This window comes from Morganella sp. Je.2.23, assembly GCF_051129855.1.
Classification (GTDB): Bacteria; Pseudomonadota; Gammaproteobacteria; order Enterobacterales; family Enterobacteriaceae; genus Morganella; species Morganella sibonii.
In genome coordinates, this window is the sequence record NZ_JBCPSQ010000001.1 from 1,158,772 (window position 1) to 1,172,127 (window position 13,356).

12 protein-coding genes are annotated in these 13,356 nt (G+C 50.1%); 5 read left to right on the forward strand and 7 right to left on the reverse strand.

The window, feature by feature from the left end:
- The first annotated feature begins 136 nt into the window (after positions 1-136).
- Both AAZR23_RS05595 and metC read left to right on the forward strand, forming a co-directional pair.
- Complete coding sequence (locus AAZR23_RS05595) at positions 137-1,423, forward strand: amino acid permease (protein WP_247716614.1); 1,287 nt, start codon at positions 137-139, stop codon at positions 1,421-1,423.
- 40 nt (positions 1,424-1,463) lie between these two features.
- Positions 1,464-2,639, forward strand: a complete 1,176-nt coding sequence (metC, locus tag AAZR23_RS05600) for a cystathionine beta-lyase (protein WP_046893353.1) — start codon at positions 1,464-1,466, stop codon at positions 2,637-2,639.
- A gap of 148 nt (positions 2,640-2,787) precedes the next feature.
- Here the strand turns inward: metC and AAZR23_RS05605 are convergent, their stop codons facing one another.
- Entirely contained in the window at positions 2,788-3,378 is a 591-nt protein-coding gene (locus tag AAZR23_RS05605; RefSeq protein WP_052927640.1) for a phosphatase PAP2 family protein, read from the reverse strand.
- A gap of 292 nt (positions 3,379-3,670) precedes the next feature.
- Between AAZR23_RS05605 and AAZR23_RS05610 the strand changes: the two genes are divergently transcribed.
- Together AAZR23_RS05610 and AAZR23_RS05615 are read left to right on the forward strand one after the other, a co-directional pair.
- A complete protein-coding gene (locus AAZR23_RS05610) occupies positions 3,671-4,192 on the forward strand; it encodes a GNAT family N-acetyltransferase (RefSeq protein ID WP_434691143.1) in 522 nt (173 codons plus the stop codon).
- A 102-nt stretch (positions 4,193-4,294) separates the two neighbouring features.
- The gene (locus AAZR23_RS05615) at positions 4,295-5,512 is read left to right on the forward strand and encodes a hypothetical protein (protein WP_218426092.1); all 1,218 of its coding nucleotides are present in this window, start codon (positions 4,295-4,297) and stop codon (positions 5,510-5,512) included.
- 46 nt (positions 5,513-5,558) lie between these two features.
- Here AAZR23_RS05615 and AAZR23_RS05620 read toward each other — a convergent pair whose 3' ends face one another.
- The 5 genes from AAZR23_RS05620 to AAZR23_RS05640 form a co-directional block, all read right to left on the reverse strand.
- Complete coding sequence (locus AAZR23_RS05620) at positions 5,559-6,551, reverse strand: ABC transporter substrate-binding protein (protein ID WP_434691145.1); 993 nt, start codon at positions 6,549-6,551, stop codon at positions 5,559-5,561.
- Between the two features lie 13 nt (positions 6,552-6,564).
- The gene (locus tag AAZR23_RS05625) at positions 6,565-8,724 is read right to left on the reverse strand and encodes a TonB-dependent receptor (protein WP_434691148.1); all 2,160 of its coding nucleotides are present in this window, start codon (positions 8,722-8,724) and stop codon (positions 6,565-6,567) included.
- A gap of 132 nt (positions 8,725-8,856) precedes the next feature.
- Entirely contained in the window at positions 8,857-10,005 is a 1,149-nt protein-coding gene (locus AAZR23_RS05630) for an MFS transporter (RefSeq protein WP_434691151.1), read from the reverse strand.
- Positions 10,006-10,260: 255 nt separating this feature from the next.
- Positions 10,261-10,719 (reverse strand): nucleoside deaminase, encoded by a 459-nt coding sequence (locus AAZR23_RS05635; RefSeq protein ID WP_166707822.1) that lies wholly within the window; start codon positions 10,717-10,719, stop codon positions 10,261-10,263.
- A 3-nt stretch (positions 10,720-10,722) separates the two neighbouring features.
- Complete coding sequence (locus AAZR23_RS05640; RefSeq protein WP_046893360.1) at positions 10,723-11,670, reverse strand: LysR family transcriptional regulator; 948 nt, start codon at positions 11,668-11,670, stop codon at positions 10,723-10,725.
- 96 nt (positions 11,671-11,766) lie between these two features.
- Between AAZR23_RS05640 and AAZR23_RS05645 the strand changes: the two genes are divergently transcribed.
- The gene (locus AAZR23_RS05645; protein WP_218426096.1) at positions 11,767-12,987 is read left to right on the forward strand and encodes an MFS transporter; all 1,221 of its coding nucleotides are present in this window, start codon (positions 11,767-11,769) and stop codon (positions 12,985-12,987) included.
- On the opposite strand, the gene AAZR23_RS05650 is transcribed toward AAZR23_RS05645, so the two are convergent.
- On the reverse strand, positions 12,940-13,338 hold the full coding sequence (locus AAZR23_RS05650; protein WP_434691156.1) for a VOC family protein: 399 nt from the start codon (positions 13,336-13,338) through the stop codon (positions 12,940-12,942). The two genes, AAZR23_RS05645 and AAZR23_RS05650, sit on opposite strands and share 48 nt — an antisense overlap.
- Between the last annotated feature and the right edge of the window lie 18 nt (positions 13,339-13,356).

Below are 13,356 nucleotides of genomic sequence, written 5' to 3' on the forward strand. Positions count from 1 at the left end.
GTCGTACCCTGTTCAGCCTGCGTGTTACCCCTTACTATAACAACGGTTTTATAACACTGTATCCATACAACATAAATATATTCACGTTGTTCCTGACTTTTTAAATAATTAAATCTATAACGTTGAGGAATTGACTATGCAAGACAGCATTCAGACAGGTGCAAATGCAAATAGTGATTTAAAAAAGATCCCCTTTACCAAATATGACGCCGGATGGGTTGTATTATGTATCGGGATGGCAATCGGTTCAGGGATTGTTTTTATGCCGGTTCAGATCGGTATTAAAGGTATCTGGGTCTTTATAGCCGCCACATTATTGTCCTATCCGGCAATTTACTGGCTGCAAAATTTATATCTGCGGACATTATCCGAATCCGAAGAATGTGAGGATTATGCCAGCGTTATCACACAGTATCTGGGGAAAAACTGGGGGGTAGCCCTGGGTATTGCCTATTTCCTGATGCTGCTGCACGGCATGTTCTCCTATTCACTCGCCGTAACCTTTGACAGTGCATCTTATATTAAAACATTCGGGATAACGGAAGGATTGTTATCCGATTCGGTATGGTACGGACTGATTATCCTGACGGTTCTGGTGGCGATTGCCGCTCAGGGGGAACGCCTGTTATTCAAGGTATCCGGCCCGATGGTCATAGTAAAATTCGGGATTATCGTGTTACTCGGTATTGTGATGGTACCTTACTGGAACTTTGCCAATATCAGCGCGTTTCCGGACTTTCTGCCGTTCCTGCGGGATGTGTTCCTGACACTGCCGTTTACTCTGTTCTCCATTCTGTTTGTACAGATTTTAAGCCCGATGAACATTGCTTACCGCAGAGTGGAGAAAGATAAGCGGATCGCGACTTACCGTGCAGTACGCGCAAACCGGGTGGCGTATATCATCCTGGCGGTTGCGGTTCTGTTCTTTGCGTTCTCGTTTACGTTCTCAATCAGCCATGACCAGGCTGTCTCCGCATTTGAACAGAATATCTCGGCACTGGCGATCGCAGCACAGGTCATTCCGGGCGCGGTTGTTAAAGTGATGACGGCAATGCTGAATATTTTCGCCATTCTGACCGCGTTCCTCGGTATTTATCTCGGATTCCAGGAAGCGATCAAAGGGATTGTGGTGAATATTCTTACCCGGTTTATGCCGCAGGAGCGTATTAATCAGACCGTGCTGCATTACGGTGTGTGTATCGGCGTGATTCTGTCCCTGTGGTTCTGGGTTTCCACCCGCTTCTCTATTCTGTTCTTTATGCAGCTCGGCGGGCCGTTATTCGGCGTGGTTTCCTGCCTGATCCCGTGCTATCTGGTTTACCGTGTGCCGGTATTACATAAATTCAAAGGGGCAACAGTCTGGTTTATTATTTTCTTCGGCGTGCTGTTGTGTCTCTCCCCGTTCTTTAAGTTTTTCGAATAACGCTGTAAATGAATAACGACGTATTACGCGTGAGGATGTTATGACTAAAAAAACCGTTTCAGATTTTCATATTGATACACAAATAACGCAGCTGGGGCGTGACCCGGCGTCACAATCCGGTTTTGTTAATGCTCCGGTTTACCGGGGATCTACCGTGGTTTTCCCGACGATGGATGCTCTGCTGAATAACCGGGCTGAATTTAACTACGGTACCGCCGGCACGCCGACCATCAAAAACCTCGAGCAATCCTGGAGCGCCCTCGCGGGCGCCGAAGGAACCGTGCTGTCACCGTCCGGATTAGGTGCCATTGTGCTGGCGCTGCTGACCACGCTGAAAAGCGGCGATAACCTGCTGATGCCGGACAGTGTCTACCGCCCGACCCGTAACTTTTGCCGCGGTCTGCTGGAAAAAATGGGGATCACCATCACCTATTACGACCCGATGATCGGCAGTGATATTGAAACGCTGATCAAAAGTAACACCAGCACGATTTTCCTGGAATCCCCCGGCTCCCAGAGTTTTGAGGTTCAGGATGTACCCGCCATCACTGCCGTGGCGAAAAAATACAAAATCGCGACGATTATTGATAATACCTGGGCAACGCCGCTGTTTTTCCGGGCTCATGATATGGGCTGTGATCTCTCCCTTGAAGCCGGAACCAAATATCTGGGCGGTCATTCTGACCTGCTGATGGGGATTGTGTCTGCTAACGCGGAATGGTGGCCGAAACTGCGGGAAACCTATGATCTGATGGCGATGCTGCCGGGTGCGGAAGATTGTTTCCTGGCACTGCGCGGGTTGCGTACGCTGTCAATCCGTCTGAAAGAAGCCCAGTCACGGGCGCTGGACATCGCACACTGGCTGAAAGCCCGCCCGGAAGTGATCCGCGTGCTGCATCCGGCCTTTGAGGATTGCCCGGGGCACGAAATCTGGAAACGCGATTTCACCGGCTCTTCCGGACTGTTCTCGGTGGTACTTGACCCGAAATATACGCAGGATGATATCGGCAGGTTGCTGGACGGGCTTTCCATTTTCGGAATGGGCTACTCCTGGGGCGGTTTTGAAAGCCTGATCACCCCGTTTGATTGTGCGGAATACCGTACCGTTACAGAGTGGAACCCCGGCGGGCGGACACTGCGTCTGCAAATCGGGCTGGAGGATGTTAATGATCTGAAGCAGGATCTGGCTGACGGATTTGCACGCATGGCGCATTGATATTCTGCCGGAAGAAACAGCACTGTATACCGGAAAACCTGCATTTTTTGCAGGTTTTTCTCTGTCCGGAATCCGGATAAAAAAATGCCGCACAGCGTGCGGCAATTAAATCATTGAGGGTATTTATAATTGTTCGTTAACCGACAAATTATATTAATACGACATAACATTGATACGCCAGCCAGCCGAGTACCGCACCTGCCGGTAAATCAATAATATAATGCTGTTTGGTGAACATGCAGGATAACGCGATTAACAGCGGGAACATGAATACCCATGGTCCGAGTGTGGCATACGCCAGCAGTGCGGTTAATGTGGCAACAGAGACATGCATGCTCGGGAAACAGTTGGATGTATCATCAAATTTCTGCACAAACAGCAGGAATTTTTCAGAGGCTTTCTTCCCTTTATTCATTTCACGCCAGTGCGGCGGTGTGGCAACCGGATACACCACAAAGAAAAACATCTGCATCAGCAGCAGAATAACATAGCTGAATACGATGATGATAAACTGACGTGAATCCTGAATGATCCAGTTCAGATAGAGAATCGCCGGATAATAAAGAAAGCTGTATATCCAGGACCACCAGGGCCAGAAAGGAATTTTTTCATCCAGTGCAGAGTTAAATGTTTTAACCGGCCTGACCATATGACGCTGCGTAAAGAAATAAAACTGATAAACACCTACGATAATAATACCACTGAGCACCAGGTGAATAACCCTGTCGATAAACATCATCTGAAAATTTCCTTTTAAAAAAAATCAATTAAACTGCTTTTCTGATTTTCAGCACACCGTGTTTTAGCATACCAATGCCCGAAATACTATCGTGTTATTTTATGTTGAATTATAATATATAAACAATATCAATTAGTTACAGAAATAAATCACAATAAGGAAAATTCCTAAATTTTCGGTTAAAAGGCGTCAAAATATTGATTTGACGGATAATATTTTATAAATCCTTCAGGTTCCGGTGTAATTTATCCGGCAGACTGTTTTAAAAGCATAAAACCAACGGGTACCCTTTATGACAACCACTCTCACACTGCGGGCAGTGACACCGGATGAGATTACTGCACTCAGCAACATCGGATATTCCGCTTACCGCCATCATTTTTCTGCTTATTGGGATTCAGAAACAGAGCTGAATGCTTATCTGGACAGTGAATATCACCCGCAGGTTATTGCACAGAGTATGGAAAATACCGGGGTATCCTGGTTTTTCATTTGTAGCGGCAATACCATTACCGGATTTTGCAAACTGACCGAAAACAGTCCGGTAACCGGAAAAACGTACAGCGGAATGCTGCTCAATAAACTCTATTTTTTACCGGGTGAAACCGGAAAAGGATACGGAAGCAGCGCATTCACGCTGGCTGAGGATATTGCCCGTTCCCGCCTTCAGACATGTCTGTGGCTGGAGGTTTTAGAAAATAACACCGGCGCCCGGCATTTTTATCAGTCTCAGGGAATGACCGTGACCGGCTCTCTGCCGTTCATGACAGAACAGCAATCCTCACGCCTGCTGATTATGGAAAAACCACTGTAATAGCGTTTCTCATAAATCTGATAAAAATGCGTCTGTCACCGGCAGATAAGCAGCCATAAACTGATTTTCCCTTATCTGTTTATTATCTGCCGGAGAAACATTATGACTCAGATTTCTGCTCTTCACCTTGCCGCAGAAAGCACCCAGCCACCGTTACATATGCTGACGTTACAGGCATTAAATATGATCCCCCCTGCTTCTTTTTCCGCTTCCGCGATTTCACCGCAGGGAATTGCCACTACGATCCTCAGTATGGTGCTGAAGCTGGTATATAAAAAAATGACAGAACCAAAAGAAGTGGATGTTATCGGGATTATTCAGGAAACACTGATGAAAAATACCTCGGAATGGCTGGAATCGGAATACCAGGCTGTCCGCAAAGATGCCGAAAGTTTACAGGATGCAATCAGTTCCTGGCAAAATTCGCCGACAGAAGAAGCGCGGCAGCTGATTGTGGTGCGCAATGAAATTGCTGTCGCGGATATGCGCCGTCTGTGCATTCTCAGCATTAATACCGCAAAAAGCAGAGGAATTGTCCGGTTGTGCGGTGTATGTGCCCTGTCCTGCCTGCTCTATTTTTTCACACTGCGCGATACTCTGGTATTCGGCAAAAGCTGGGGATATGCCTCTGATGTTCTGGAAAAATACAGTAAGGCTCTGACAGAACAGGCCGATATTATGTTTAAGGATGTGCTGACGGCAGAGATCAATAATTACACCGAAAATGATGATTTTTATGATCCGGAAAGTCAGGCCAAACGCTCCGTCATTTACTGGACATCCGGTTATACCAATATTCAGGAGCACCTGACTTACGGTGCGCAGCAAAAACCCACCCGTGTCTGCCGTGAGCGCGGCGATATCAGCGCTAATCCGGTTGATGGTGAAAATCATACGGTTTATCTCGGCAATCTGTTTTTGACGGACGGTAATTCTTCCGCTGACGGCAGCTATAACTACTTGTCTGCCGCCGAACCCCGCAGCTATGACAGAAGCGGTGACCCGGTCAGATTACCGGTCAGAAGTGCCGGTCTGTACCATATCCGGCTATATTATGCCTATATGACCAATTCCCTCAGTTTTGATTATGAAACACAACTGCGGATCGAACAGGCCGGAAAAATCGTCACCGATGCCCATCTGACCGATTTAACCAAAACGGTACTGACACCGTATAAGTCCGGCTCAAATTACGGCCCGGTGATTTACCGCGAAACACAACTGCACCTGGAAGAAGGTGATATTGTGCTGACATTCCATGAGGATCGTTCACTCTCCGGCGGCGGATTATTGCAGCATGTTGAGTTTGTGAAAGTGTAAAATCTGACATTACCGTCACCGGAAAACCGGTGACGGTATATCCGGATTACTCCGGTTGCAGAATGTCAGTGATCTGCTGCTGAGTCAGCGTAATGCCATAAAATGTCTGATAAAAGGCGGCTGTTTCATTTCTCATATCAATATCTGCAAACGCATCCGGATACAGCACGGTGGCCAGCCAGAGAAACTGCAATGCCTGCTCTGATGTTTCGCGGCACCACCAGAACATCCCGCGCGGATTGGTATATACCCGCCCGCTACGCACCGCATCAATGGACTGCCACTGCGGCGATGACTGAATAAACTCAGCATCCCGCCGGTTCATCGCAATAATCACCTGCGGGTCAGCCGCAATAATCTGCTCTGATGACACTTCGCCGTTAGCACTGCTGTGTGCGGGAAACCAGTTTTCCGCCACATTAACCGCACCGGCCAAATCCATCCAGTCCTGATTGAGCGACGGTCGTCCGGAGGTGTACAGCGGATTACCCATGCTGTGATACACCCGCAGACGGGCAGAATCAGGAACGTTTTCCAGCCGTTCCTGTACCCTGCGGATATTGTCACGGAAGTAGCGTTCATAGTGTGCCGCCTTTGCCGCTGCATCCGGGCCGAGCGCTTCACCGGTCAGCATTACCCGCTCCCGCAGTGCATCCATGCTATTGGCTTTAAAAGACAGCACGCGGACACCGGCCTGAGCCAGTACCTCCTGTTGCGGAACGCGTATCCCGTCATGGATAAATAAAATATCTGTCCGCAGACTCAGGATTTGTTCAATATTCAGCTCATTCCCGCCGGTTGTACCGATGACCGGCACATTATCAATCTGCGGCAACATCTGGCGGAACAGCGGGATCTGTTTGGCAATCCGTGAGGTTCCGGTGATATTACCGCCGTACCCCAGCATCATAATGATCGCATTTTGTGCCGGCCACGGTGTTGCTATCCGCAGTGCCGGTTCCGGCGCAATATCCGCAGGGGCACTGAATACACAGGTACTGACGAATAACAGACATAACGCTGATAAATAATGCCGCATCACGCTGCCTCCGTTAAAAATCAAATGATACTGTGGCACGGAACTCACGGCCTGCACCTGTAAAGGCATTGGCGCCGCCATTTTTACCGTTACTGTTGCCGGGGAAAATAGACGCCCAATAATGCTCGTTGGTAACGTTATCCGCAGAGATCCGCAGCGTGACCGGTACATTTTCTATCTGAGTGGTATAACGGGCACCGAGATCCAGCGTGGTGTAGCTGTCTGCCCAACTGGTGTTGGTATCATTGGCCGCCCGTTTTCCGGTGTAATGAATATTGGCACTGTATACCCACTGCGGGACAGACGGCAGACTGTATTCCGCCAGCAGGTTTGCCTGCACTTTTGGCACGCCGACAACCCGTTTATCCTCTGTTTTGTTATTGCCGGTATCCGTGAGTTCTGCCTTCAGGAACGTAACACCGCTGTAAATATTCAGCCCCTGCCAGACATTACCGGTGGCGGTCAGTTCCAGACCATCATTGACCTGTTCGCCCTGCTTTTTAAAGACCTGATCACTATCGGTATAGGCAAACGGCCGTTTGAGGCGGAAAACGGCGGCACTCAGGTTCATATTACCGGTATTGGCTTTAATACCCCATTCATATTGGGTGCTGCGGTACGGGCTGAGTGTTTCACCCCGGTTTTTGACTTTGTCATCATCCGGCGCGGTATCCCCCGGCTGGAGCGAATCGGCATAACTGATATAGGTCATCACATCCGGCGTAATTTTATACATCAGCGCCATATTCGGGCTGGTGCCGGTCTGCTGGTCACGGTCAGTTTTATGACCCTGTTTACCGAAGTTGCGGGTGGTAATCCAGCTCTGGCTGACATACACCATGGCAGACCATTGCGGATTAAATGTGACGGTGTCACCAATGATGATACTCAGCTGTTGATTCTCACTGGCTTTGTAGCGTTCCCCGCCGGTTCTGATGCGGCCATCAGAAGGTTCGGTCATGGATGACGGATCATACATATTGGTATTGCCGAGCGGAAAGGTTGTCCCCCGCTCTTTGGCACTGTAAATTGACCAGGTATAACCGGTGGTGGCGAGCGCCACATCATGATTTACCGTACCGGTATCAAACTGACCGTTCAGGGCGAGATTGTTACTCAGAACGCGGAAACGACCGGCCGCCGGAGAGTCCGTGATCGAACGGCTGATAGTCCCTTTGCTGTCCAGAATCTGAGATGAAACGGAACGCATTGCCCGATCTGCCTGCTGATAGCCGATACCACCGCTCAATGACCAGTCATCATTCATATAGTGGGTAAACCGGGTGCTGACCGAGTCTGTCGTCAGGTCATTACCGGCGGTATTAAGTGCAAGATCAGGATTGCTGCTGTCAGGCGCATTCGGCAAATCTATATCCGGGCCGTAACCAAAGCTGCCGGGAAATCCTTTGGTGACAAAATGATAGTGACTGGCATCCAGCTGTATCTGTGTTCCCGGCCGGATCTGCCAGTCCAAGGCAACAGCGGCCAGCTGACGGCGGATCTTACTGTTCCGGACATAGCCTTCACCCTCTTCATCCAGCAAATTCAGGCGATAGCCGAACGTTTTTTCTTCATTCACCTGGCCGCCGAGATCCAGATGAGCACTGTAAGCATTGCGATTCTGATACCCCACCGTGACCCGGCGCAGCGGCTCCTGTGCAGGCCGTTTGGAGATAAAATTAAACTGACCGGAAGGACTGGCCGGGCCGTAAATTGCACCGGTCAGGCTGTTCACGGCATCCAGCCGTTCCAGCATTTCGACCGGAAACGCAGTGGTTGAAACAATATTCAGGCCATTCAGTCTGCTGTTTTCCACCACGCTGCCCTGCATTCCCCGGCTCTGCGGACGGCCCACATCCATGCCGCCGCGTGCCTGCATCTGGGAAGACGGCAGATATTTCAGCATTTCACTGACACTTTTACTTTGCTGATTGCGGATCATTGCTTCGCTGACCGTATTGCTGCTGTAGGGAATATCCAGCCACTGCCTGGTGCCGAGCGGCCCCATATCAATATCAGTCGCCACAAAACCGGCACCGGCCTGTGTTTGCGGAGTGATATGAGAGGGTTTATCCGTCACAATAATGGTATCTGCCAGTGCCTGCTGTGCCGGAAAAAGAGCAACAGAAATCAGCGCAGGCAGTAATGCCCGCGAAATATATTTTTTAGTCATGGAACCATCCGTTATCGTTTTACTGTTATCGTTGTATATTATTTTATATAACGTAAATGATATTGATTTTCGCTTCAGGTAAACGTGATCAGTATCAATGAGTTCCGGAAGAGATAATTTCTCTCGTTATTATTACTTTTTACAATATATCGGGCTGAGAATGTACCCCGTCAATGCTGTTGCGCAACATAATAATGCAGTAACGGCGGGTAATAACATCTGACTGTTCTGATGTGCTGCTGTTACCGGCAACAGAATAAAGATACTCAGGTTATTCAGACTTTCTGATAATGCCAGTGCCTCTCCTTTGCGTGTTCCGGCTTGCTCCGCGATGATTGCGGTGCTGACAGGAGCCGCAATCCCCAGTGCGCATCCCTGCAATAACATCCACAACATCATCCCGGGCAGTCCGCCTGCTCCGCTGATAAAACCGGCAATCATGACACTCATCACTATCAGGCTGATCAGCAACAAGCGGGTATCTGTAGCGCTTAAACGCCGGAAAAACGGCAACAAAATATTTCCGGTTAATAATCCGCCGCCGAATATGATGCTGATCAGACCGATAGTTTCTGTATTCAGCCCGAAACGGTGCCGCAGCCATTCACCACTGAGGACAAATAACACCACAGCAGTCCCGTTCCACAGACCTTTGGCGGTGATCAGCCCCAATAATGCCGGTGAATAATCTTTTCTCGGTAATGATGCTACCGGCTGAGCGGAAACCCTGCTGATGCCGGGTAATAAAAAACAGCAGGCTATCCACATAATCAAACTCCCTGCGGCAGTCAGCAGAAAAGGTGCATACCAGCCGATACCGGATGTCAGCCATCCGGCAATTGCCGGGCCGGAGATAATTCCGGCGGTCATGCCTGTCATCACAAATCCCATCGCGGAAGCCTGCCTGTCAGGCGGGAATTGCTCTGCAATCAGCGCAAACACTGACGGAATCAGTGCCGCAGACGCCAGTCCGCCCAGAATACGCAGTCCGACAGCCACACTGAAACACGGTGCTGTTGCCAGGGCAATGCCATCCGCCACAAACAACAGCAATGCGGTACGTAACATCCGATCACGGCTGACCCGGTCCGATAAACGCCCCAGCACCGGCGCGGCCACGGCATACGATAAGGTATACACCGCAATCAGCCACGACGCTTGTGCCGGTGTGACATCAAATGCCGCTGCCAGTGGTGTCAGCATTGGTGAAACCATAAATTCGGTAACCCCGGTAAAAAATACTGTCAGCGCCAGTACGGGCAAGGTATAAGGTGAAATCATAAGAATCCTGTATAACAAAATGAAAATAAACGGGTTATGGATTGAATTCACAGACCAGGGGAAGATAAATCAGGCGAAATGACAGGCAGACGGAGGACGGACTGCTGATAAAAAGCAGTATATTCCGGGGGATAAATAAGAAGATGTAAAACAGACGCAGATAAGGAAGGAAAGTGCAAAGCGGCAGAAGACACCGGTGAATATGATATCAGGAATATCCGCCGCCGGAAACCCGGCGGCGTCCGGGGGAAATGACTAGTTTTGTTTTTGCTGCCAGAACTCATAAAGAGACGGTTGATCTTCCGGTTTTTGTTGCGTAAACGAAAACCCGGGCTGCTCATGCGGATCAGCTCGCAACGCCAGCGCGATTGATGCCGTTGACAGACCGTAAGGTTCCGCATCTGCATTGGAATACGCATATACAGCGCGGGTTACGCCCGCCATCCGCATCGCGGCCAGGCACATCGGACAAGGTTGCCCGCTGGCATACACCACACAATCCTCCAGCCGGGTCTGCTGAAGATTTTTACCTGCATGGCGCAGTGCCAGCAATTCAGCGTGGGCTGTCGGATCATGCAGTTCAGACATTTGATTAACCCCTTCACCGACAATTTGCCCGTCTCTGACCACAACAGCACCAAACGGGCGGCCGCCTTTTTCGGCATTCCGGCGTGCCAGCGCTATCGCCTGAGTCAGAAATTCACTATCTGTCATCAGTTATTCCTTATGGTTGATGGCCGGGGATTCCCATACCGCTTTCCCCTGCCATTGAGTTTCCAGTGTATTGAGAAATTCGCGGACTTTCGGTGCCAGAAATTGTTTTGACGGATACACCGCACACACCGGTTCACCCCGGGGTGTAAATGCGGTCAGTACCGGCTGTAGTGTTCCTTTCGCTATCTGAGGCCCCGCCAGAAAAGCACCCAGCTGGCAAATTCCGCCATCCGTCAGAGCCGTATCAAGTACCGCACCGGTATCTCCCAGGCTGTACCTGCCGGTAACCGGGTATAGCTGCGTTTCTCTGTCCCGCATAAACTGCCAGGGAACATTTCGTCCCCGGTGGCGGAAAACCAGACACGCATGTTCTGTCAATTGTTCCGGTGTTTCCGGTATGCCATGCTGTGCCAGGTAACCCGGCGATGCACAGGTGATCAGCCGGTGAGGAGCCAGAACCTTACGCACCAGGCGGCTGTCATCATTACCGCCGATACGCACTGCCACATCAATCCCTTCCTGAACGAGGTCACAGTAATCATCTGAGAAACTGACATCAATATCAACGTCCGGCCATTGTGCGGCATACTGATGTATCACCGGCATCACATAATTACGGCCAAAGACCACAGGAACAGCGATCCGCAATGTTCCGGAGGGTGTTTTTCTTCCTTCATACAGCGCATTTTCTGCATCATCCACTTCGGATAATATTCGTTTGGCATGCAGGTAAAAGCGCTCTCCCTCCTCAGTCAGACGCAAACGCCGCGTGGTCCGGTGAAGCAGACGCGTACTGACCCGGTTTTCCAGGCGCTGAAGACATTTTCCGGCGGCAGAACGGGAAATCTGCAACTTCCCGGCTGCTGCCGTAAAATTACCGGTTTCACTGACCCGGACAAAAACAAGTACATCAAATAAGTTATCCAGTAATAAACTGTTTTTATCTGCCACGATTTGTCCCGGATGTTACGCCAAAGATGATATTTATCTGTCATACTGGCGCATATAGACTCTCTTCTCAAGTAAAGTTATTACTGTGAGGAATGTATGTCAGACAGTCATTGTTTATCTCTTTCATTACCATCTGCCCGCCGGGGATGGTTTTCTGTTGTTGCGCTGACACTGGCAACCTTTGCCGTGGTCACCACGGAGATGCTGCCGGTCGGATTACTGACGCCTGTCGCGGCTGAGTTTCATGTGCCGCAGGCTCATGTCAGTCTGATGTTAACGATTCCGGCTCTGGTGGCTGCACTCTGTTCACCACTGATTATCTTGTTCACCGGACGCCTGAACCGCCGCTGGTTGCTGATGCTCCTCATGGCATTCCTGATGGCCGCGAATATCTGTGCTGCCACCGCTTCTCATTTTTCTGTTCTGGTGGCCGCCCGGATAATAGTCGGGATAAGTATCGGCGGGATCTGGGCAATCGCCGGAGGGATAGCTGCCAGACTGGTTGCTTCCCGCCATACATCACTGGCAACCTCTCTGATATTTGCCGGTGTCGCCGCTGCATCTGTTCTGGGAATTCCGCTTGGTGTGATCCTCGGCGAATGGGTTGGCTGGCGTGGCGTGTTTGGCATCATGGGTTTGTTTTCCCTTATGGTATTACTGCTGATGCTGAGCCTGCCGTCTCTGCCACCGGTTCAGGCACCGGTTGTCCGCGATTTTCTGATGCAACTCCGCCGCCCGGCTATCCGGACCGGACTGTTAATCACGTTACTTCTGGTGACGGCCCACTTTATGGCATTTACCTTTATCCGGCCTGTTCTGCAAAGGGATCCGCAATTACAGGCGCATGAACTCAGCGGGTTACTGGCGCTGTACGGTATTGCCGGTATTGCCGGTAATTTCATACTGGGATTATTATCCGGACGTCATTTATTCAGTGCCATATTCTGTATTACCAGCGGCATTGCTTTAAGTTTAGCCGGGCTGCTCCTGCTGCCTGCAATCCCGGTATTCCATATCATCATTCTCACTCTCTGGGGCGTGGTATATGGCGGCGTATCTGTCACTCTGATGAACTGGATGATCCGCTACAGCGCGCAGGCGATTGAAATCACCGGCTCTCTCTATATCGCCTTTTTTAACACCGGAATTGCTGCCGGTTCCGCCGCCGGCGGTATGATGGTATCGGTATTCTCCCTGCAGGAAAATATCATGGCGGCACTGGCCTGTTCCGCCATGGTACTGATACTGGTTTCCGGTTTTGTTATCCGCTTATACCGTACGGGACGTGAGCGGCAGACCAATCTCAATCAGGTTTAAATCCGGGTCACGGAAATAGACCGATATTATCGGGCCGGTTGCACCTGTGCGCTCCACCGGCCCCTCTTCCGTAACAACGTTCTCTTTTGCCAGATGCGCCAGCGTTTGTTCAACCGGGGTTCCGGTAAGAAAACAGAGGTCGGCGGAACCGGGGACGGGTTTATCCGCATTCGGCAGAAATTCATGTCCTGCCTGATGTAAATTAATTTTCTGCCGGCCAAACACCAGCGCTTTGCGATCCCCGCGAAATGTTACAACAGAAAACCCCAGTACCCGGCGGTAAAAATCGCAGGTTTTTTCGATATCAGCCACGGTCAGAACCAGATGGTCAAGATGTGAAACAGTAATCATCAGACAACTCCCTGTATT